Raw genomic sequence first — 23,094 nt, 5'->3', positions numbered from 1 at the left:
AAAGGCGTACGTGGGAACGGCTCACCGGCGGCTGGCGCGCCGGTAGCCGATCACCGCGGGCACCGCGAAGACGACGACCGCGCCGATCGACCAGACGAAGGTCATCGTGAGGGGGTGGGCCAGCGGGCCGCCCAGCGAGAGCGCCTTCATGGTGTCCACCGCTACCGACATCGGCTGGTTGCGGACCACGGGCTGGATCCACGGCGGGAAGGCGATCAGCGGGACGAAGCCGGTGCTGAAGAACATCAGCAGCGAGGTGAGGATCGTGATTCCCTCCACCAGCGCCGCTTTCGCGGTGAAGACCGCGATGGCGGTGACCATGGTGGCGAACGCCAACCCGAAGAGCACCGGAATGAACACGAACAACAGCCCGGCCGGCAACCCCTGGTGGAAGCGGAAGCCGAGCGCATAGCCCACGACGAGCACCACGAGCGTGCCGAGCAGAATCCGGCAGCCCTCGGCCAGGATCCGGGCGATCAGCCCGGAGGACCGGTGCACCGGCAGCACCCAGAAACGGGCGAGCAGTCCCGCGTCGCGTTCCCGGCCGAGCATCACCCCGCCCGCTATCGCGCCGCTCAGCGCGCCGACGATGGCGACCATCGGCACGGACCCGTACAGCGCGTCGGTGCCGGAGAACTTCGCGATCTGATTGCCGATGACGATGTCGAGCATCAACAGCAGCAGGCACGGGATGATCAGCGTCTCCAGCAGCGCCACCGGACTGCGGGACCAGCGCACCAGCAGGCGTTGGGTCTGGATCGCGGTGTGCCGCAGCAACGAGACCGGCGAGCTCTCGCCGTGCGACAGCGTCGGGTGTTGGGTCGTCACAATCATCACGCCCTCCTCGAGCTCAGCCGGATCGCCGTCGGCACACAGACGACCAGAATCGCCGCCGCCCACAGCAGCGGCGGACCCATCAGCGCCCAGCTCACCTCGCCCGCATTGCCTTTCGTGTCGCCCGCCAGCGCGCGCAACGCGATGACGAACTGCGAAACCGGCTGGTTGCGCACGAAAGGCTGGATCCAGCTGGGGAATTGGTCCGCGGGAGCCAAACCCGTCGAGAGCATGCCGAGGATCAACGGCGGCAGCACCAACGCCTGCGTGGTCGCCTCCGGACTCTTGGCCAGCGTCCCGATGACGTCGCCGCCCAGCGTGAACACGATGCCGATGAGCAACGAGAAGGCCAGGAATCCGAGCGTGTGCCAGCCGTCGAGCCGGAAGCGGAAGCCGATCACGTGTCCGCAGACCAGCGCCGCCGCTATCGCGATGAACAGCCGGAACACATTGCCGGACATGCGCGCACCGACCGGAACGAGCGGACCGATCGGCATCGAACCGAAGCGGCGGTCGATCCCGGCGACGACGTCGGTGGCCGACCGGAACGCGGCGCCGATCGCGGTGAACGCACAGGCCTGCAGGATGACGATGGGCATCATGAACTGCGCGTAGCTGCTGAATCCGGTGCCGATGAAGGTCATCACCGTTTTCAGCGGAATGTAGAAGCTCGCGGTGAAGGCGACGGGCGCGACGACGGAGCTGAGCACCTCGCCGCTCTTGATCGCGGGCGTCACCAGCCTGGTGGTGAGCACCCACCACTGTTGCACGCGGACCGGCGTGGCGCGGGTCTCGGTCAGCCAGGTGCCCGCGGTCATCCGGCCGCTCCCGTCTCCGTGGCCGCCAGGTGGCCGGTGAGCTGGAGGAACACGTCGTCGAGGGAAGGACGGCGCAGGGCGATGTCGACCAACTGGATGCCCGACGAGTCCAGCCTGCGCAGCGCCTCGGCGAGCGTCTTCGCGCCCTCGGGAGCGGGGATCGCGATGCGGTCGGACTCCGGTGTGAGGGCGGCCCGATTCTCCTCGGGCAGTAGTGAACCCAGCGCGGCCGCGATGGCGGGCAGATCCTCCAGCCGCAGCGGGACCACCTCGCAGTAGCTGCCTCCGGTGCGCGACTTCAGCTCGTCGGCGGTGCCTTCGGCGATGACCACGCCGTGATCGATGACGATGATCCGATCGCACAGCGCGTCGGCCTCTTCCAGGTACTGCGTGGTGAGCAGCGTGGTGATGCCGTGTTTGCGGAAGCCGGACACCAGATCCCACACGCCCTGGCGGCTGCGCGGATCCAGGCCCGTCGTCGGCTCGTCGAGGAACACCACGTCGGGCCGCACGACGAGTCCGCACGCGATATCGATGCGCCTGCGCATACCGCCGGAATAGGTGCCCACCCGCCTGTCCGCGGCCTCGACCAGGTCGAATTCGGCGAGCAGTTCGTCGGCGCGCGCCCGCGCGGCGGGTTTGCGCAGTCCCATGAGCCTGCCGAACATGACCAGGTTCTCGTAGCCGCTGAGCATGTCGTCCAGCGCCGCGAACTGCCCGGTCAGCATGATCGAGCGGCGCACCGCCGCCGGATCGGCGACCACGTCGTAGCCTGCGACCTGCGCGCGGCCGCGATCCGGCGCGATGAGCGTGGACAGGACGTTCACCATGGTGGTCTTGCCCGCGCCGTTCGGGCCGAGGATGCCGAGCACCTCACCCTGCGCGGCGGTGAAATCCACGCCGCGCAGGGCGCGCACCGGGCCGAAGGATTTCTCCACGCCTTCCACCACAACTCCGCTGTCGTTCACTGCATGCCTCCAAGTTGCTCGTCGAGCACACGCGCGATGATCGGCAGCACGTGTGGTGCGGTCATTTCGTCGTGGGTGACCTCGACGTCGTAGTTGGTGATCGCACCGGTGACGTACGGACGCCAGCCCTCGGGGCCGAAGATGTCCGAACTGTCCACGGTGGCACTGAAATACAGGGCGTCGCCGTGGTAGACGGGACGCTGATACCCGGTTCTGGTGCGCGCCGAGGCGTTGTAGGAGCCCGCCATTCGCTCGAGGGTGTCGGCGTCCACCAGGGCCACGCCGCCGGTCCGCTCGGCGATCAGCGCGGCCGCCTCCTGCGCCGTGGCATCGGCGGGGACGTCGTCGATGCCGAACACCGCGCCGAAGGTGCTGACGAACGAGCCCGCGGTGAGCGGCTCGATGCTGTCGCCGTCGATGTCCGCGGTGTCGGCGTCCAGCAGGGCGAGCACGCCGACGGACGCGCCCTCCTGTTCGAGCCGGGTGGCCATGGCGTGCGCGATGAGCCCGCCGAACGACCAGCCGAGCAGGTGATACGGACCTTCCGGCTGCACAGCGCGGATCTCGCGCACGTAGCGGTCGGCGAATTCCTCGATGCTGCGCACGGACGGTTCGCGGCCGCTCAGATCCGGCGCTTGCAGACCGTAGATCGGGCGGCCTGGCGCGAGCGCCTCCGCGAGACCCAGGTAGGTCCACGACATTCCGGACGACGGGTGGATGCAGAACAGCGCGGGTGCGTCGCCGCCCGGGCGGATCGGCAGCAGCACGTCGAGACCGAGGGCCGTGCCCGGCGCGGGTTGCGCCGCGGCGGCGGCGAGTTCGGCCATGGCCCGCTCCTCTTCCGCGCCCGCCGCGCGCGCCTCCGGGGTGGACGCGAATGCGGCGGCGACACCGAGCGCTTCGACCCAGAGGCGGGAGAGCTCGGCGACTTCGGCGCGGTCCAGCAGCGTCGCGGGGAAGCCGAAGGTGGCGCGCAGCCGGTCGCCGAGGACCACCGCGTTCACGTCGATCTCGGCTTGCAGCGGCACGTCCTGGCACTCGGTCGCGGGCAGATCGCCGAGCTCCTCGGTGGGCAGCCAGCCGAGTCCCTCCAGGCCGGGCGGGATCTCGCCGGTGGCGTAGCGGCCCAGGTAGTTGAAGGCGACGCGGCCCGGCAGGCGACGCGGAAATTGTTCGGCGGTCTGGTGATTCAGGTAGCGCAGCAGGCCGAACCCGATGCCCTTGTCGGGCACCGCGAGCAGCTGGTGCTTGATCGCGCGGATCGCCTGCCCCAGCGCGGGGCCACCGGCCCATGCCTCGTCGACGTCCACCGTCCCGAGGTCCAGCCGCACCGGGTAGATGCTGGTGAACCACCCGACGGTCCGGGACAGGTCGGCGCCGGGGATCACTTCCTGCTGACGACCGTGCCCTTCCAATCGCACCAGGACGCTGCGCTCCTGGCTCGCGCGCCACTTGTGCACGGCGAGGGCCAGCGTGGTGAGCAGCGCGTCCTCGACGCCGCCGTGGAACAGCGCGGGCAGCGTGGTCAGCAGCGCGGCGGTGACCGCCTCGGACACCTCCGCCTCCACCATGCGCAGCTGCCCCGCCTGATCCACGGCCGGATCCAGCTCGCGGCCGCCGATCAGCGGATCGGGTCCGTCGATCAGGTCGCGCCAGTAGTCGAGTTCGGCGACCCGCGCGGCGCTGTGCGCTTCCTCGGCCAGCGCGTGCGCCCAGCGCCGCATCGACGTGCCGGTGTCGGCGAGCACCGGCGTCGCGCCCGCCGAGACCTGAGCCCAGGCGGCCATCAGGTCGGGCACCAGGATCCGCCAGGACACCCCGTCCACGACGAGGTGGTGCGCGATCACGATGAGGCGACCGGACCGGCTGCGATCACCGGCCTCGCCGACCGGATCGAGCCAGAGGAACTGCAACACCACACCGCGCGCCGGGTTCAGCCGGTTCATCGCGGAATCCAGTTCGGTGAGCGCGTATTCGCGCAGGTCGACCGTGTCCGCGTCGGCGGCGAACTCGATGCGGCGGATCAGGCTCGCCACATCGACGCTGCCCGGTTCGGACACCTCGAGCCGCACGTCCGGGTCGTGCAGCAGCCTGGCGCGCAGCATGTCGTGGCGGTCGACCACGGCCGCGATCGTCGCCGCCAGCTGCTCGGCGCGGATGCCGACGGGCAGTTCCAATACCGCGGTCTGCGCGAAACGGTCGTAGTCGCCGCCGCGTTCGATCATGTACCGCACGATCGGCGGCAGCGGCATCTCGCCGACCCCGCCGCCGGGCAGCTCCTCGAGCACCACCAGCTCACCCGCGGCGTCCGCCGCGGCGGCCAGCGCGGCGACGGTGCGGTGCTCGAACACCTGCAACGGGGTGATGGTCACGCCGCCTTGCCTGGCGCGGGAGACCAGTTGGATGGCGAGGATGCTGTCGCCGCCGAGCGCGAAGAAGGAGTCCTCGGCGCCGACCCGCTCGCGGCCCAGGAGTTCCGCGAAGACCACCGCCAGAGTCTCCTCGGTGGGCGTGCGTGGTGCGACGTACTCGATCCGTTCGTCGGCGAACACCGGTTCCGGCAGTGCTTTCCGGTCGAGCTTGCCGACGGCGTTGAGCGGAATCGCGTCGAGCACCACGAAGGCCGCGGGCACCATGTAGCCGGGCAGTGCCGCGGCGGCGTGCGCGCGCAGCCCCTCGACGTCCAGCTCGACGCCGGATTCGTGGACCACGTAGGCGGCCAGTGCGGTGCCGCCGGCTGGGCCGCGGACGCCGAGCGTCACGGCGAATTCCACGCCATCGGCCCGGCCGAGCACAGCGTCGATCTCGCCGAGCTCGATGCGCTGGCCGCGCACCTTCACCTGGAAATCGGTGCGGCCGACGTATTCCAGTTCACCGTCGCCGTCCCAGCGCACCAGGTCGCCGGTCCGGTACATCCGCTCCCCCTCCGTCCCATAGGGATTCGCGACGAAGCGGGTGGCGTTCAGATCGGGGCGGGCGTGATAGCCGCGCGCCAGGGAGGGACCGGCGAGATAGAGCTCTCCCGCGACACCCACCGGCACCGGGCGCAGCCGCCCGTCCAGCACCAGCACCGACGCGCCGCGAATGGGACCGCCGATGGTCACCGGCGCGTCCACCGACAGCGCACCCGAACCCGTCGCCCAGATGGTGGATTCGGTAGGGCCGTACAGGTTCACCATGGTCCGGTCCGGCGCCCAGCGTTCCACCAGCTCCGCGCCGACCGCCTCGCCCGCCACCGCCAGCACCCGCAGACTCGACACCCGCGCCGGATCCACCGTGGCCAGCGCCGACGGCGTGATCACCGCGTGCGTCACGCGTTCGGCCTCGATCAGTTCGGCCAGGGCGTCCCCGCCGAACACCTCCGGCGGCGCGACCACCGAGGCGCCGCCCGCGCCGAAGGCCATGATCGCCTCGAACACCGACGCGTCGAAACTCGGTGAGGCGACCTGCAATACGCGCGCGTGCTCGTCCAGCGCCAGCGACTCGCGCTGCGCGGCCACGAGATCGGCGATGCCGCGATGTGAGACCGTCACGCCCTTCGGCGTTCCGGTGGAGCCCGAGGTGTAGATCATCCACGCCGGGTGGTCCGGCAGGATCGGCACGCGCGGCTCGTCGGCGCGCAGCGGTGCGTCGTCGGCCGCGCGCCAGCGGGCGGCGAAGGTCGCGTCGTCGAGGACCAGCCACCGCGTGTCCTCGGGCAGCTGCGGCCGGTGCGCGGCGACGGTGAGCCCGAGCACCGCACCGGAATCGGTGAGCATGTGCTCGATGCGGTCCACCGGATGCTTCGGGTCGACCGGGAGGAAGGCCGCGCCCGCCGCGGCGGCCGCCCACATGCCGACCAGCAGCTCCGCGCCCCTGGTCAGCCCGAGCGCCACCACCGTCTCCGGTCCCGCGCCCGCCTCGATCAGCAGGCGGGCGAGTTGCGCGGCGCGGGCGGCCACTTCGCGGTAGGTCAGTGTCGCGCCCGCGGCGACCACCGCGGCGCGCTCCGGATACGCGTCCGCCGTCGCCGCGAACACCTCGGGCAGAGTGCGCACCCCGGCGGATTCCGGGCCGCGCGCGGGAGCCAGTTCGGCGCGCTCCAGCGGCACCAGCAGATCGATGTCGCCGAGGCGCTGCCCCGGATCGGCGACGACCGCGGCGAGCACCCCGAGCCACCGGCGGGCGAGGGTGTCGACCGTCGGCGCGTCGAACAGGTCGGTGGCATAGGTCAACGTGGCATCGATGCCCGCGCGCTGGGTTCCCTCGGGCTGGGTTCCCTCGGGCTGGGTTTCATCGAGCTGGGTTTCATCGAGCTGGGTTTCATCGAGCTGAGCGCCGTCGAAGCGCTCACGCAGGTCGAGCGTCAGGTCGAACTGTGCCGCGTCGCGATCCAGATCCTCCACGTCGATGCGCAGGCCGGGCAGCTCGAGCGCCGGTTCGACGAAGTTCTGCAAGGAGAGCGAGACCTGGAAGATCGGGTGGTGCGCGGTGGACCTGGTCGGGTTCAGCACCTGCACGAGGCGTTCGAAGGGCACGTCGGCGTTGCCGAAGGCGTCCAGATCCGACGAGCGCACCGCGCTGAGGAATTCGCGGAAGGTCAGGTTCGGGTCGACCGGTGTGCGCAGCGCGAGGGTGTTCACGAACATGCCCACCATCTCGTCCAGCGCGGCCTCCCCGCGCCCGGCGACCGCGGTGCCGATCACCACGTCCTCGGCGCTGCCCAGCCGCGCGAGCAGCACCGCGAGGGCGGCGTGCACCAGCATGAACATGCTGACGTCGGCGTCGGCGGCCAGCTCGGCCATGGCCCGGTGCAGCCCCTGCTCGACCGCGAAATCCAGGTCGGCGCTGCGCATCGACTGCACCGCGGGGCGCGGCCGGTCGGCGGGCAGCTCCAGCAGATCCGGTGCGCCCGAGAGCGATTCGGTCCAGAAGCGAATCTGGCTCGCGGCCGGCGATTCCGGATCGGACTCGTCGCCGAGCAGTTCCCGGTGCCACAGCGCGAAATCGGTGTACTGCACCGGCAGCGCGGCCAACGCCGCCTCCTGGCCCATCGTGGCCGCGGCGTACGCGGTCATCAGGTCGGTGGCCAGCGGCGCCATCGACGCGCCGTCCGCGCTGATGTGGTGCACTACCAGGACCACGACGTGCACCGGCGTCGCGCGCCCGTTGCCGTCGGCCGTGTGCAACCGGAACAGTCCGACCCGCAGCGCCGGCTCGGTCACCAGGTCGAATCCGACACCGGCCAGTGCGGCGATCCGATCACGCAGCGGCGCACCGGGTTCGGTGACGACCGCGTGGAGCTCGGGCGCCACGGCGTCGGCGCCGAGGACCACCTGCCGCGGCCCCTCGGCGTCGGCCGGGTACATGGTGCGCAGGCTTTCGTGCCGGTCGATCACGGCCCGCAGCGCGCGCCGCATGCCCGCAACGTCCAGTTCACCGGTGAGCCGCAGCGCGACAGCGATGTTGTAGGCGGGCGAGGTGGGGTCGAGCCGGTTGAGCACCCACATCCGCTGCTGGGCGGGTGAGAGCGGGATACGGTCCGGCCGGATGCGCGGTGCCAGCGCGAAGCGGGCCCGCGCCCCCGGCGCGGCGGGGACCACCCGCGCCGACAGTTGCGCGACAGTAGGGGCGTCGAACAGGTCCCGCAGCGCGATCGTGGCGCCGAGCGCCGCGTTGACCCTGGCCACCACCTTGGTCGCGCTGAGCGAGTTGCCGCCGAGTTCGAAGAACGAGTGGTCGATGCTGACCCGCTCGGCGCCGAGCACTTCCGCGAACACCTCGGCGACCGCCTGCTCCACCGGCGTGCGCGGGGCCAGGTACCGGCGCAGGAACGCGGCGAAATCGGGCACGGGCAGCGCGTTGCGATCCAGCTTGCCGACCGGTGTCAGCGGCACCTCGTCCAGCACGACGAGATAGCCGGGCACCATGTAGCCGGGCAGCGCGCCCGCGATGCGCGAGCGCAGCCGTTCGGTGTCGTATTCGGCCTCCTCGCCGAGGGATTCGCGGCCCACGTCGCTGAGCACCACGTAGGAGACGAGCACGGTCTCCCCCGCCGGGCCAGGCATGCCGACGGTCGCGGCGTATTCCACGTGGTCGTCGGCCGCGAGCACGGCGTCGATCTCGCCGACTTCGATGCGCAGGCCGCGGATCTTGACCTGGAAATCGCTGCGGCCCAGGTACTCCAGCTCCAGCACCGGTCCACGGGTGCGCTCGGATTCGACCCAGCGCACCATGTCGCCGGTGCGGTACATCCGCTCCCCGCGCGCACCGTACGGGTTCGCCACGAAGCGGCCCGCGGTCATCGCGAACCGGTTGAAGTAGCCGCGCGCGATGGCGGGACCGGCGAGGTACAGCTCGCCCTCCACACCGACCGGCACCGGACGCAACCAGGTGTCGAGCACCATGACCGCGGCGCCGCGGATCGGTCCGCCCATGGTGATCGGCTTCCCCGCCTCCAGTTCGCCCGGCCCGGTGGCCCAGATGCTGAACTCCGTTGGGCCGTAGAGGTTCAGCATGCGCCTGCCGATGGACCACTGCGCGGTCAGCTCCGGCCCGACGGCTTCGCCCGCGACCGACAGCACGCGCAGGTCGGGCAGGCCGCTCGGATCCATGGTGGCCAGCACCGACGGCGTGATCACCGCGTGGGTGACCCGCTCGGCGCGCAGCAGGTGCTCGAGCTCGGCGCCGCCGTACACCTCGGGCGGCGAGAGCACCAGCTGCCCGCCCACCGCGTGCGCGGTGAGCAGCTCGAAGACCGAGGCGTCGAAGCTCGGCGAAGCGACCTGCAACGCCTTGACCGTGGGATCCAGGTCCAGCGATTCGCGTTGCGCCGTGGTGAGATTCGCTACGCCGCGATGGCTGAGCAGCACCGCCTTCGGCTTGCCGGTGGAGCCCGAGGTGTAGATCAGGTAGGCGGTCTGGTCCATCCGGATGGCGCCGCCGCGCTCCTCGTCGGTGAGGGGTCCGTCCGGGACCGTCATCGCCCTGCGGATGGTGTTGAGGTCGTCGAGCAGCAGCCAGTCGATGGTGCTCGGCAGGGTTTCGCCGGTGGCGCGCACGGTCACGCCGATGGGCGCTTGGGAATCGGTGAGGATGTGCTCGATCCGTTCCACCGGATAGTTCGGGTCCAGCGGCAGGAAGGCCGCGCCCGTCTTGACCAGCGCCCACACCGCGACCACCGACTCGATCGAGCGAGTGAGGGCGAGCACGACGAAGATCTCGGCGCCGATGCCGCGGCGGAGCAGCACCCGGGCGTACCGGTTCGACCAGGCGTCCAGCTCGCGGTAGGTCATGCTGTCGCCGTTCGCGCTCACCGCGACGGCGTCGGGATTCACCGCGGCGCCCGCGGCGAGGATCTCGGGCAACGTGCGCTGGGGCACCGAGTCGATGCCGTGCACGGGCAGCAGGGCGGCGCGCTCGACGGCGTCGCAGTGCTGCAACCGCGCGACGCCGGACTCCGGCTGCTCGGCGATCTGCTCGAGCAGCAGGACGAAACGGTCGAGCAACCTGCGCGCGTGCCGCTCCGTCAGCTGGTCGGCCATGAACTTCACCGTGACCCGCAGCTTGTCGCCCGCCTCGCCGGGCAGCCCGTGCAGCGGAATCACCATCAGGTTCAACGGATACGGCGTCGCGTCGGTGCCCGCGATGTCGAGCACCCGCATGCCCGCGATGTCCAGCGACTGCGACAGCGCCTCCCGATCGATCGGGTACGACTCGAAAACGGTAAGGGTGTCGAACAATTCGGCGAGGCCGACCGCCTGGTGGATGGCCGCGAGTCCCACATGCTGGTGATCGAGCAGCCGTGCCTGCTCGGACTGCATGCGGGCCAGCAGGTCGGCGACGCGTTCGGCGGGGTCGAGCCGGATCCGCACCGGGAGGGTGTTGATGAACAGGCCGACCATGTCCTCGACGCCCGGCAGCTGCGGCGGCCTGCCGGACACGGTGCCGCCGAACACCACGTCGGTGCGTCCGGTCAGCATGGCGAGCAGCAGCGCCCACGCCGCTTGGACGGCCGTGTTCACGGTCGCGCCCGCCGCGCGGGTGGTCGCCTCCAGTCGCGCGACCGCCTCGGCGGACAGATCGACCGACACCATGCCGGACTCGGTGGACTGGAACCCGGCCAGTGTCGGCACCGCGCGGGTGGGGGCATCGATCCCGGCCAGCGCTTCGCGCCAAGCGGCGAGGGATGCGGACGCCGCTGTGCCGGTGATCATCTCGCCGACCGGACCTGGCGCAGCGGCAGGTTCGGCAGCGGCCGCCTCGGCAGCGGCAGGTTCGGCTGTCGGCTGTTCGGCCTCGGTCGGCTGTTCGGCCGCCGCGACGCCCGCGGGTTCGACAGGCGCGGACGCGGCGACAGCGGCGGCGAGCCCGGCGGCGCTCTCGGCGGCTTCCTGTTCGGCGAGCCAGGCGAGGAAGCCGCGATAGGACGGTGCGGGGGCGAGCACCTCCGCAGCACTCGCACCGGCGCCGGACGCGACGTACACGGTCAGCAGCTCGCGCACCAGCAGCGGCGTCGACCAGCCGTCCAGCACCAGGTGGTGGTTGGTCATCAGCAAGGTGTAGGTGTCGTCGTCGGTGCGGATGAGCTGGAAGCGCAGCAGCGGCGGACGGGTGAGATCGAAGCGAGTGTTCGCGTCGAGCGCCAGGATTCGGTCGAGCTCCCTCGTGCGCTCGGACGGCTCGGAGAGATGCGTGAGATCCAGTTCCTGCCAGCGCACTTCGGCGTCGGCGAGCACCAGTTGGCGTGGTCCGTCCGGTGTCTCCACGAACGCGACGCGCAGATTCTCGTGCCGGTCCACCAGCACCTGCGCCGCGGCGCGCAGGCGGGCGGCGTCCACCCGGCCCGCGAGGGTGAGCCGGGACTGCACGGTGTAGCCGTCGGCGGTGTCGGTGTCGTACCAGGCGTGGAAGAGCAGACCGTATTGCAGTGGCGAGAGCGGCCACACGTCGGACAGGTTCGGGTAGATGCGCTCCCAGCCATCGATCTGGGGCTGAGTCACCGTGGTGAGCGGGAAGTCAGAGGGTGTGTGCCCACCGGCGCCGGTCGTCCGCGCGTGCGCGGCCAGCGCGGCGAGCGCGGTGGCCCACTGTTCGGCGAATTCGCGGACGTCGTCCTCGCCCAGCAGCTCGGTGGCGTAGGCCCAGGTGACCTCCAGCCCGTCGGCGCCCATGATTGCGTTGACGTCGATCACGGCGGGCAAGGGCGAGCGGTCGTCCTGTGTCGCGGCGAATCGCCTCGGCAGCCAAGGCCCTTCGGGTCCGACCGCAGCGCGGCCCAGGTAGTTGAAGCTGATCTGTGGGGTCGGCCCGGCGGCCAGCTCCGCGGCGGTCCGCGGGTTCAGGTGGCGCAGCATGCCGTATCCGACGCCACGGTCCGGAATGGCGCGCAGCTGCTCCTTGGCGGCCTTGATCGCCAGACCGGCCGCGGGCCCGCCCGTGAAAGCCTCGTCCAAGTCGATACCGGCGAGATCGATCGCCACCGGATACACGCTGGTGAACCAGCCGACCGTGCGAGCCAGATCGGCGCCGGGCAGCACCGACTCCTCGCGCCCGTGACCCTCGAGGGTGAACAGCGCGCCGGTCCTGGCCCGCCAGCGCGCGACCGCCATGGTGAGCGCGGCCAGCAGCACGTCGTCGGCGCCGCAGTGGAACAGCGCGGGCACCGTGTCCAGTACGGCGGTGGCGACGTCCACGGGCACGGTGGTGCGCACCTCGGCCGCGGTGGCCACGGTGTCCACCGCCGGATCCGCGGGCCGCGCGCCGAAGGGTGCGTCCGGGGTGGCCAGCACGCGCTGCCACACGGGCAGTTCGGTCGCACGCGACTCGGCCTGCTCGATGTTCGCGTGCGCCCAGCGGCGGTAGGAGGTGCCGACGGGTTCCAGCTCGCCGCCGGAGAAGGCAGTGGCCAAGTCGGGCAACAGGATTCGCCAGGAGACACCGTCGGTGACCAGGTGGTGCAGCACCAACCAGAGCCGGGTCCCCTCCGCGATGCCACGGCCGTCGTCGGCAATGCCGACATCACCGGCGATGCGCGCATCCATCGGGTCCGCATCGGCGCTGCCAACTCCGTCTGCGGCACTCATGTCGATTCCACGGCTACTGGCGGCGTCAACGCCGACGTGAGTCCCGACAGCTGTTCCACCGGCAGCGCCCGGGGCGGCAACACCGGTCCTGTCGCCAGTGCCGGTGCCAGTGGTGTCGCCGACGGATGCGCCCGCAGCCGAATTCGGCTCCACCAGAACGAACCGAACGACAATCCCCGCGGCCGGATCCAGCCGATCGGCGGCGCGCTGCAAGGCGTACTCGCAACTCGCCTCGAGGTCTTCGCCGACGGTCACCGAGTCGATGCAGTCGGCCGCACGCACCGAACCCGGGTCCGCGACAACCCATTCCCAGCCGACCTCGGCCTTCCGCAGGGTGCTGCGCAGCGCGTCGTGGTGATCGAGCAGCGCCTGCACCGCCGCGGTGAGGCGGGTGCGGTCGCCGTCCGGCGGCAGCGCGATCAGGACGGCCTGGCTGTACCGGTTCCAGGTCTCGCCCTGGTCGAGCATCGCGTGCACGATCGGGGTGATCTCCACCGGACCCACGCCACCGCCGGGCAATTCGAGCACGGCGGTGTCGGCCGCGTCGGTGGCGACAGCAGCCAGCGCGGCCACCGTCTTGCGCTCGAACACATCGCGCGCGCTGAACCGCAGCCCGGCGGTGCGAGCGCGGGAGACCAGCTGGATGGAGATGATGCTGTCGCCGCCGAGGGCGAAGAAGTTCTCGTCCACGCCCACCGCGTCCAAGCCGAGCACCTCCGCGTAGAGGCCGGCGAGCGTCTCCTCGCGCGGAGTGGAGGGCGGGCGGCGCACGGTGGTGCGCATGCCGAAATCGGGTGCGGGCAGCGCCCTGCGGTCGACCTTGCCGACCGGCGTCAGCGGCACGCTGTCCAGCACCATGATCACCGTCGGCACCATGTACGCCGGAAGACGTTCGCCGACAGCGGCTTTCAGCGCCTCGGGCTGTACTTCGACGCCCGGCGCGCCGAGCACGTAGGACACCAGCGCGGTGGCCCCGCTCGGGGTGGTCGCTCCGATGGTGAGGGCGAACTCGACCTCGGGCTGCCGCTCCAGTGCGGTGTCCACCTCGCCGAGTTCGATGCGGTAGCCGCGCACCTTCACCTGGAAATCGCCGCGGCCGACGTAGTCCAGCTCCAGCCTGCCCGCGCGGCGCCGCCACCGCACCAGGTCGCCGGTGCGGTACATGCGCGCGCCCGGCTCGTACGGGTCCGCGACGAACCGGCTCGCGGTGAGCCCGGTGCGCTGGTGGTAGCCGCGCGCCACGGCGGGCCCGCCCAGGTACAGTTCGCCGACCACACCGGGCGCGACCGGCCGCAGCCACGGGTCTAGCACCAGCCCGACGACCCCGCGGGCGAGGCTGCCGATGCTCACCGGCCCCTGCGGTGTCAGTGGCGCGCTCACGGTGACGGTGACCGTGGTCTCGGTGGGGCCGTACCCGTTGAGCAGCGTGCGGCCCGCCCACTTCGCCACCAGTTCCGGCGGACACGCGTCGCCGCCGACCACCACGGTGCGCAGATCCGGCAGCGTGTCCGGGTCCAGCGAACCGACCACGGCCGGTGTGACATTCAGATGGGTGACCCGCTGCTCGCGCAACACCTGCGCCAAGTCCTCGCCCGCGTAGGCGGCGGGCGGCACGACGGCGATCGATGCGCCCACCGCGAACGCGACGAGCAGCTCCTCGACCGAGATGTCGAAACTCGGCGAGACCGCGTGCGCCACCACCGCGTTCGCGTCCACGCCGAACGACGCGCCGGACGCCGCGACCAGGTTCGCGAGCCCGCGATGGGTCACGGTGACGCCCTTGGGCATTCCCGTCGACCCGGACGTGTAGATGAGATAGGCGGGCTGGTCGAGAGCGATCGCGGCCGACCGTTCGGCATCCGTGACGGGCGCCGAATCCTGGCGCCCCACGATCTCGTCCGTCTCGGGATCGTCGAGCGTCAGCCAGGTGATGCTGTCGGGCAGCGCCGGACGCGCGTCTGCCACCGTGAGCCCGGCGACGACGCCGCTGTCCGCGATCATGTACTCGATGCGGTCGGCGGGATAGCCGGGATCGACCGGCACGAACGCGGCGCCGGTCCGCGCCACGCCCCAGACCGCGAGCACCGATCGCAGCGAGCGCGGAACAGCGACGGCCACCGCGGTTTCCGGTCCGGCGCCCGCCGCGATGAGCAACCGCGCGAGGCGGTTGGCGTAGGCGTCGACCTCCCGATACGTCAGCGCCGTGCCGTCGGCGCGGACGGCGATCGCGTCCGGATCGATGGCCGCGCCGTCGGACAGGATCTCGAGCAGCGTGCGCGGCGGCACCGAGCCGGGTCCGCGCGCGGGGGCGAGCTCGTCCCGCTCCTCGGGCGAGAGCACCGACAACTCGGACAGCGGCGCGGCCGGCCCCGCGGCCAGGAAACGATGCAGGAAGTCGAGAAACCTCCGGTGCTGGGCGGCCAGTTCCTCGTCGTCGTAGAGGTTGGGGTTGGCCTGGAAATCGAGGTGCGTGTTCTCCGCGCCCATGCCCGGATACAGATTCAGGAACAAGTCCTCGATCGACCCGGAGGTCAGCACGTGCATCCGGCCGGTGACCTCGCCGAGCCGAATCCTGGTGTCCCCCATCATGAGATTGACCGTCGGGCCGAACGAGACCGCCTCGTCCACCGACCAGCCAAGATCGCGGACGATGTCCTCCTGGCGGTACCGCTGCCTGCGCAGCGCCGAGGTCAGCTCGTGCTGCGCGGCGCGAATCAACCCGCCGACGGTGCCCCTGGCGCCGAGCGGCAGCCGCAGCGGCACCACGTTGGCGATCATGCCGCCGGAGCGCCGCAGCACCGCGGTGGTGCGCCCCGAGACCGGCAGGCTCAGCATCACCTCGGGCGCGCCGGTCATCGCGCCGAGGTAGGCGCCGAACGCGGCCACCACGACGGGCGCCACGCTGGTCGAATGCTCCTTCGCCGCCGCGTCCAGCAATTCCGCGGTGGCGGAGGGCAATTCGCCCGCCACGAGGCTGGGGTGCGCGTCCACGTCGGCCGCGCGTCCGGCCAGGCTGACCGGTTCGGCCATGCCGACGAGATGCTCGCGCCAGTACTGCGCGTCGGCGGCGAAACGGTCCGAATCCCGGTAGGCCACGTCCGCGTCGACGATGGTGCGCAGATCGGCGGCCTTGTTCGCGGGCGGCTCGCCGCCGGCCAGCCCGGCGTTGTACAGCTCGGCGGTGCGCTGCAGCACGCTCATGGCGCCGAAGCCGTCCAGCAGGATGTGGTGGATGCGCTGGTACCAGTACCAGTGATCGTCGCCGAGGCGCAGCATGGCGGACTTGGCGAGCCGGTCGCGCAGCAGATCCAGCGGGGCGGTGTACTCCGCGCGCATCCACGCCCGCGCGGCCTCCGCCGGATCGGGCTCGCCGCGCAGGTCGACGAGCAACGTCTCGTCCTCGAGCGAGGTGTCGATCATCTGATAAGGGAAGCCGTCCACCTCGATCAGCCGCACATAGCCGCTCCCGAACTCGTGCACGGCCTGGCGCGCCACGTCGGCCAGCAGATCCAGGTCGAGCGCGCCGCGGAACTCCACGTACTGCGCGATCGAGATCGGAATGTCACCCGCGAAGTGCTGCGCGAACCAGATGCCGCGCTGGGCCGCGGAGAGCGGAAAGGCGCCTGCGGGCAGGCGGCCGGCCGCGACCACTGGGGTGAGAGACGGCTGAGGCATACAAGGTCCCTGCTGGCTAAGAAAAAGACGGAGAGAACAAGTCGAGACGCGCGCGGTGCCCGCTAGGGGTGAGCGCGCTGTCGACCGCGACGGGTCTCGACTCGTGTGGGAACGAGCCTTCCCGCGGATGAGTCGACCAGCGTGCGCATAGGAGTACTTCCCCTGGAGAGTTTAGCTCCGCACGCTGGTCGACAACTCGAAATCCGCATGTCAGGGAAGGATTTCCCGCTGCGGGATGAGGCGCGGCGTCAGGATGCCTGCCGCAGCGGCGCGCGCTCGGCGTCGGTGATCGGCGCGTCCGAGCCGGTGAGGTAACGAACGAGCATCGATCGGTCGTCGAGCGCCAGCCAGCCGATGGCCTCGGTCAGCTCGCCGCGCAGCGCGGTGGTGGTGACGCCGATCGCGGCCGCCTCGACCTCACTCGAACCGGGCCCGCGCGACGTGACGAGCACCGGGGTCGCGCCGGACTTGGCGATGGCCCAGCGGGTGACGGCCGCTTCGATCGCAGGCTCCACCGCCATGGCGACCGTCGCGCCCGGTCCGGCTCCGTTGTCGAGCAGCACTCGGGCGAGCCGATTCGACCAGGAGTCGAGTTCGCCGTAGGTCAGCTCGTAGTCGCCGGTGGACACCGCGATCGCGTTCGGGTCGAAGTGGTCGACCGACGCGAGCGCGCCCGTCCTGACCAGAACGGAAGGTGCGGTGGTTTCGGTCGACATTGCGATGCTCCTCGGGATGCGGCGTTTTCTTTGTGCCTTCCAATTTCGTCTTCCGAGGCCGTTGCCGACAGGAACCCCAAGGCTGCCTCCCCACCTCCGAGGGTGAAAGATTCCCCACCCAAGGGGGAACACACGAACCGCCGGTCGCGAGCGGATGTCGCGACCGGCGGCCAGGGACGGACCGAAGATCCGGTAGAGGGCCAGGTGGGCCCATGCCTCGGCCGGGCACCTGGATGGCAATGCCGTGGCGGTCAACGGGACGCGGAGGCAGTCCGAAGCCGCGAAGGTCTCCACATCGGCCGCAGGAGTGATAACCATGTGGTCGACGTCCCTGGCGGACACGTGCCCGAAGGCGTCGACGAGGCCCAACGCGGCCAAAGCTCGCGCCGCGTCGGCAACTTGGATATCGATGTACTGAGTGGTGGGGGAGCGCACGAGGGGTAACTGTATGCACCAGGGACGGCGGCGCCAAGCTGGAAGCAAAGTCGGTAACTCTGCCAGGGACTCAGGCGGGGACCAGTTCCGATTGGACCGGGGCATCCCAGTCGATGCGGTAGCGTTGCTCGGCGCCCATGGTCTTCTCGGGGTTCATCACCGTCTTCACCATCAGCGGCATGAGCAGATTCATCATCTTGCGCGCCACCGGACCTGGCGTCTTGCTGCTGTTGATCTTCGCGGCGCGCGCCGCGATGCCCTCCACCCGCTCCCGGCGCAGCCGCTCGTAGGCCGCGAACGCCGCCTCGGGCTCGGGCAGATCCCGCAGGCACCTGGCCAGCTGCACCGCGCTCTCGATGGCGAGCGAGGCCCCCTGTCCGGAGCTGTTGGACGGCGCGTGCACCGCGTCGCCGACCAGCACCATGCGTCCGCGGTACCAGTGCGGCACCGGCGGCATGATGTGCAGGCCGCCGGTGGCCTCCAACTGCTCCGCGGTGGTGCTGCGGGCCAGCGCGCCGCCCGGAGTGTCCTCGGCGTAGGTGTCGCGCAGGATCGACAGCCAGTGCTCGGCCGGGATCGCACGGGCCTCGGTGAGCGTCAGGTATTGCTTGTGCGGCAGGTTGGCGCCCCAGAAGACTCGCCCGTCACCGGCCGACCAGTACAGGTAGTACGCCTGCTTGCCGAAGGCGAAAACCATGGTGTCGGTGGGCACTTCGGCATCGCACACGGTCGCGGCGCCGAAGCCGAGCATGCCGGTGTACTGCGGGCCGGGCGCGTTCGGATCGATCAGGTCGCGCACGGTCGAGCGGATGCCGTCCGCGCCGATCAGCACGTCCGCGGTGGCGGTGCTGCCGTCCGCGAACCGAGCGGTGACACCGTCGGCGTGCTCGTCGACGCCGACCAGGCGCTTGTCGAACTCGACCTGGACGCCCGCGGCCACCGCGTGATCGTGCAGCGTCCGGTGCAATTCGGCGCGGTCGACCAGTTGCAGCGGCGGCTCGCCTCGCAGGGCGGGCAGGTGGTGCTCCTTGCCACCCACCGAGAGGATCATCTTCGTCACCGGCTGCGCGATGCCGCGCACCGGATCGCCAGCGCCGATGATGTCGAGCGCGGCGACGCCGTTGGGGGCGAGCGCGAGCCCGCTGCCGATCCCGTAGGAGGGGCCGGGGTATGCCTCGTACACGCGGGCGTCGATGCCCGCCTTCAGCAGGGCGGTGGCCGCGACGGGCCCGGCGATGCCGCCGCCGATGACGAGCGCGGAACGGATTCTGGACATGGGGTATCTCCGTAAGTGAGTCGGGTTGGTTTCCCCGAACCGATCCGCGTACCGCGCACCCAGCTATCCTGTGGTTGCCAGCCTCGTGGCCGGGTGCGCTCGTGCGGGCACGGTTCGAGACGGTTTCATCGGGCTCGGCGGCGGTGTTGCCGCACCTCCGTCGGGCCCGGTCTCGAGTGCGTCCCTCCCGGCTACGGCCGGGCGACGGTGTCTACTGCGGTTCCCGCATCCCCCTCTCCACCATCTCGACGACGTCGGACGGCGCCATGCCACCGGCATGGAACTGCCGCCACATCGGCAGGTCGGGGAAGGTGCCGTCGACCAGCTCGGCGCGCCAGGAGCGCGCCCACGCGGCCTCGGCCTCCAGCATCGCCAGACCGTATTCGGTCTCGATCACGAACAGGCGAGGCAGCGTGCCCGCGAGCTTCTCCATCTCCCGGCGGATGCCCGCGACGATGGCGTCGAGCGCGCCGATCCTGGCGCCGAGCAACTCGATCACCTCGTCCGGCGACAGCGCGGCGACCACCGAGAGCCCCGCCGTGAAGGCGTCGTGCTCCTGCACCGGGGTGGCGATCAATTCCCTTGTCCAGTCGGACATTTCGGCGCGACCCGCGTCGGTGACGCGGTAGATGACCCGCTCAGGGCGGGCGCCGTCGCGTTCGCTGCCGACAGGTTCGAGGAAACCGGCTTTGACCATGTTCTGGACCACCGTGTAGAGCGAACCCCACTTGATGTCCATGTCCTGGTCTTTGCCGCGCTCGCGCAGCTTCGAGGCGATCTCGTAGCGGTGCATCGGCCGTTCGATGATCACCGAGAGAATCGCGAGCGCCAGCAGGTTGTTCACCTTGCGCTTCGTGGCCATGACACCTCCTTACTCGTATACGAATATACGTGCGCGAGTATTCGGGCGCAAGTATTCTTCGCACCGGTAATCATCGGGAGGTGTGGGAGATACGGTCCCGCCTAGGCTGACGGTGCGCGGAGGCAGGTGGAGTCTGCTTCCGCGCACCCCGCTCAACCGAATGTCACGCCGCGGCCAGGCTCACCCGATGACGCTCGGCATCGATGGCCAGAATCCGGACCGCCATGGTCGCGCCGACCTGCGGTTCCGTCGACCAGTGCGACCATTCGTTGCGATGCAGTAGACCGTGCACGCCGGGCGCGACCTCGAAGAACGCGCCGAAGGGCACGATCTGGACGACGGTGGCTTCGAGCACGCCCTGCACGCTGTGCGTGGCCGCGAACCGATGCCAGGCGTCCAGGTCGAAATGGGAATGGGACATGAGTACATCTCCTTTCGCTGTCCCTGGGAAATCTTGTGTCACAAGGAAAAAGCGAAGGAGGGGGCGGGCCTCGCGCCCGCCGGAGGGTCACCGGCCGACCGGGCGACCCTTCTGTGCGCGGCGTATCGCCGACCCGGCAGTCACGAATTCAACCTAGAGGCAACAGAACCCGGCGCGCAAGCCGGCGAACGCCCTGCGCCGGACGGCCGTCACCGGTGATCGTTCAGCCGACCCCGGCGGGTTCGACCTCGTCCAGGTGTTCTTCCAACAGCTTGGCGGCGACGCTCATGAGTGCCTGGTCGAGCAGCGCGCGATCGGCGGGGTCGCGATCGTCCCAGGTGTCGAGGTGGGCGCCGAGCCAGCGGCGCCAGGCCGCCTTCACCCGATCGACCTCGGCGACACCGGAATCGGTGAGGTGCAGTGCGCCGTCGTCGGCGTAGACGTAGCCCGCGCCGATGACCTTCAGCACCACCGGCTCGATCACCTCGTCGGGCACCCGGTGCGCCTGCGCGATGGTGTGCATGGTGGCCACGCCGCGAATCCTGTTGTGCAGGTATACCTGTCCCAGCGCCCAGGCTTGACCGCGGCTGAGCGGGCTGCGCGCGTCGGCGAGGACGGCGGGGAACACCGGGCCTTCGGCGCGCGCCTTGCGCATGGTCACCGCGACGGCGCGTTCCAGCAGACCCGCACGGTCGGCGTTGTCGGGTACCGAAAACCCTTCGCCCACATCGGAAGCGCCCGCGCGTGCGCTGTCGCGCAAGGGCACCTCCTTCAGGAACCAGGCCACCACGAACCCGGCCAGCGCTACCGGCACCACCCAGCGGAAGACGTGGTCGATGGTCATGGCGTAGGCGTCGATGATCGGCGCGGACTGCTCCGGCGGCAGCGCGCGCAGCGCCTCCGGGCTCGCCGCCACCTCGGGCGGCACCACCCGCACTTCGGCCAGCGCCCCGGCCAGGTTCGGGGTGAGCTGGTCGGAGTACAGGGTGCCGAACACCGCGGTGCCGAAGGCGCTGCCGAGGGTGCGGAAGAAGGTGACGCCCGAGGTCGCGGTGCCGAGATCGGCGTAGGGCACGGTGTTCTGCACGACGATGGTCAGCACCTGCATGGTCAGACCGAGGCCGAGACCGAGGATCAGCATGTAGAGCGATTCCTGCCAGATGCCGGTGTCGCGACCCATGGTCGACATCAGATACAGCCCGAGCGCCATCACCGCCGTGCCCGCGATCGGAAAGTACCGGTAGCGCCCGGTCTGCCCGACCACCTGACCGGACAGGATCGAGGTGAAGAACAGGCCGACCACCAGCGGCAGCGTGCGCACGCCCGACACGGTGGCCGAAACCCCGTCCACGTATTGGAGATACGCGGGCAGGTAGGTCATCGAGCCGAGCATGGCGAACCCGACGATGAAGCTCAGGATCGAGCACACGGTGAAGACGTTGCTGCGGAACAGCTTCATGGGCAGCATCGGCTCGGCGGCGCGCAACTCCACCGCGACGAACGCCGCGAGCAGGATCGCCGCCGCGACGAACAGGCCGATGATCTGCCACGAGGCCCAGGGATATTCCTGTCCGCCCCACTCCAGGCCGAGGATCAGGCTGGACACGCCGAGCGCGACCAGGCCGATGCCCGCGTAGTCGATGACGGGCTTGGCCGCGGCCTTGACGTGCGGGATGGTGCGCGCCGCCATCGCGATCATGACGATCGCGACGGGCACGTTGACGTAGAAGCACCACCGCCAGCTGGCGTGGTCGGTGAACAGTCCGCCCAGTGTGGGACCGATGACCGTGGTGACGCCGAAGACCGCGCCGAGCGCGCCCTGGTACTTGCCGCGCTCGCGCAGCGGAATGGTGTCGGCGATGAGGGCCATCGAGGTGACCATCAGGCCGCCCGCGCCGACGCCCTGGATGCCGCGGGCGACGATCAGCACCAGCATGCCGTTGGCCAGGCCGGCCAGCATCGAGCCCGCGATGAAGATCAGCGCGCTGAGCTGGAAGATCAGTTTGCGTCCGAACAAATCGCCGAGCTTGCCCGCCAGCGCCGTGGCCACCGCCTCGGCGAGCAGGTAGGAGGTGACCACCCAGGCCATGTGCCCGGCGCCGCCGAGATCGGCGACGATGGTGGGCAGGGCGGTGGAGACGATGGTCTGATCCAGTGCGGCCATCAGCATGCCGAGCACGATGGTGGCGAAGACGACGTTGGTCCGCCCGCGGCCGAGCGGCTCCCGGCTGGATTCTTCGGCGACAGCGACTGCACCGGTCATCGTGTCAGTATCGTCCGACGGTCACCCGGCGAACGGCCAGCGACACGGCAGCGAACGTGCCGCCGGGCGTCAGCCCGCGCGAACCGCGTACTCCCGCAATCCTGGTTCCAGCGCGTCGAAGGCCACCCGGATGTATTCGGCGAGCGCTCCGGCGATCTCGTCGTTCGATTCCCCCGCGAGGGTGCGGCGCACGGTCTCCTCGAACAGCACGCGGTGCACGCCGCCGAGCTGAGCCGCGGCCACCCGCGGCGCGATGTCGTCGGACGCGGCGCCGGTTTCCGCGGCCAGCGCGCGGGCCAGCGCCGACTCCCTGTCTTCGTGGAACTCGCGCAGCCGCGCCGTCAACGCCGGGCTCTCGGCGATCATCCGGGCGAACTCCAGACCGGAGAAGCCGACCACCGGGTCCTGGTCCGCGGCGGCGGCGAGGTAGGCGCGCCGCAGCGCGGCCAGCGCGGACTCGCCCGGCGCGCGCTCACGCACGATGCGGGCGAGCTGGTCGACGAAGACCTCCCCGAGGTCGAGGGCGAGGTCTTCCTTGCGGGGAAAGTAGTTGGTCACCGTCATCTTGGCGACGTCGGCGGCGGCCGCCACCTCGGCGATCGTCACCTTGTCGAATCCGCGCTCCAGGAAGAGCAGCGTCGCCTGGTGCGAGATGTTCTCGCGCGTCTGCTGCTTCTTGCGCGCACGAAGTCCCTGTTCGGCCATGTCGGCGAGCGTATCCGATCTCGTCATAATTTTGTAGTTGACATATTTTTGGGTCTG

Annotated in this window: 10 protein-coding genes and 1 pseudogene; all 11 read right to left on the bottom strand. The window is 70.5% G+C overall.

Annotated features, from left to right (window positions below; translation table 11 throughout):
- Positions 1-21 precede the first annotated feature (21 nt).
- The 11 genes and pseudogenes from AC3ERS_RS00290 to AC3ERS_RS00240 all read right to left on the bottom strand — a co-directional run bounded on the left by AC3ERS_RS00290 (position 22) and on the right by AC3ERS_RS00240 (position 23,064).
- Complete coding sequence (locus AC3ERS_RS00290) at positions 22-834, bottom strand: ABC transporter permease (RefSeq protein WP_431962194.1); 813 nt, start codon at positions 832-834, stop codon at positions 22-24.
- Entirely contained in the window at positions 834-1,652 is an 819-nt protein-coding gene (locus AC3ERS_RS00285) for an ABC-2 transporter permease (protein WP_431962192.1), read from the bottom strand. The genes AC3ERS_RS00290 and AC3ERS_RS00285 overlap by 1 nt, the downstream gene beginning before the upstream one ends.
- The gene (locus AC3ERS_RS00280; protein ID WP_431962190.1) at positions 1,649-2,620 is read right to left on the bottom strand and encodes an ATP-binding cassette domain-containing protein; all 972 of its coding nucleotides are present in this window, start codon (positions 2,618-2,620) and stop codon (positions 1,649-1,651) included. The genes AC3ERS_RS00285 and AC3ERS_RS00280 overlap by 4 nt, the downstream gene beginning before the upstream one ends.
- A complete protein-coding gene (locus tag AC3ERS_RS00275; RefSeq protein ID WP_431962188.1) occupies positions 2,617-16,359 on the bottom strand; it encodes an amino acid adenylation domain-containing protein in 13,743 nt (4,580 codons plus the stop codon). The genes AC3ERS_RS00280 and AC3ERS_RS00275 overlap by 4 nt, the downstream gene beginning before the upstream one ends.
- Positions 16,360-16,607: 248 nt before the next feature.
- A complete protein-coding gene (locus tag AC3ERS_RS00270) occupies positions 16,608-17,075 on the bottom strand; it encodes an AMP-binding protein (RefSeq protein ID WP_431963536.1) in 468 nt (155 codons plus the stop codon).
- Between the two features lie 201 nt (positions 17,076-17,276).
- Positions 17,277-17,615 (bottom strand): annotated as a pseudogene (locus AC3ERS_RS00265) (hypothetical protein); the annotation flags it as partial.
- Positions 17,581-18,786, bottom strand: coding sequence for an FAD-dependent oxidoreductase (locus tag AC3ERS_RS00260; protein WP_431962186.1), 1,206 nt, complete (start codon positions 18,784-18,786; stop codon positions 17,581-17,583). The gene AC3ERS_RS00260 and the pseudogene AC3ERS_RS00265, both read right to left, overlap by 35 nt.
- 211 nt (positions 18,787-18,997) lie before the next feature.
- Entirely contained in the window at positions 18,998-19,648 is a 651-nt protein-coding gene (locus tag AC3ERS_RS00255) for a PadR family transcriptional regulator (RefSeq protein ID WP_431962185.1), read from the bottom strand.
- Positions 19,649-19,811: 163 nt separating this feature from the next.
- Entirely contained in the window at positions 19,812-20,069 is a 258-nt protein-coding gene (locus tag AC3ERS_RS00250) for a S1 RNA-binding domain-containing protein (RefSeq protein ID WP_431962183.1), read from the bottom strand.
- Between the two features lie 223 nt (positions 20,070-20,292).
- Entirely contained in the window at positions 20,293-22,332 is a 2,040-nt protein-coding gene (locus tag AC3ERS_RS00245; protein WP_431962181.1) for an MDR family MFS transporter, read from the bottom strand.
- A gap of 69 nt (positions 22,333-22,401) precedes the next feature.
- A complete protein-coding gene (locus AC3ERS_RS00240) occupies positions 22,402-23,064 on the bottom strand; it encodes a TetR/AcrR family transcriptional regulator (protein ID WP_431962179.1) in 663 nt (220 codons plus the stop codon).
- Positions 23,065-23,094: the final 30 nt, after the last annotated feature.

It is taken from the genome of Nocardia sp. bgisy134 (assembly GCF_057708325.1).
Note: the sequence above shows the minus strand (reverse complement) of the source record. Positions and strands in the feature narration are given on the sequence as shown.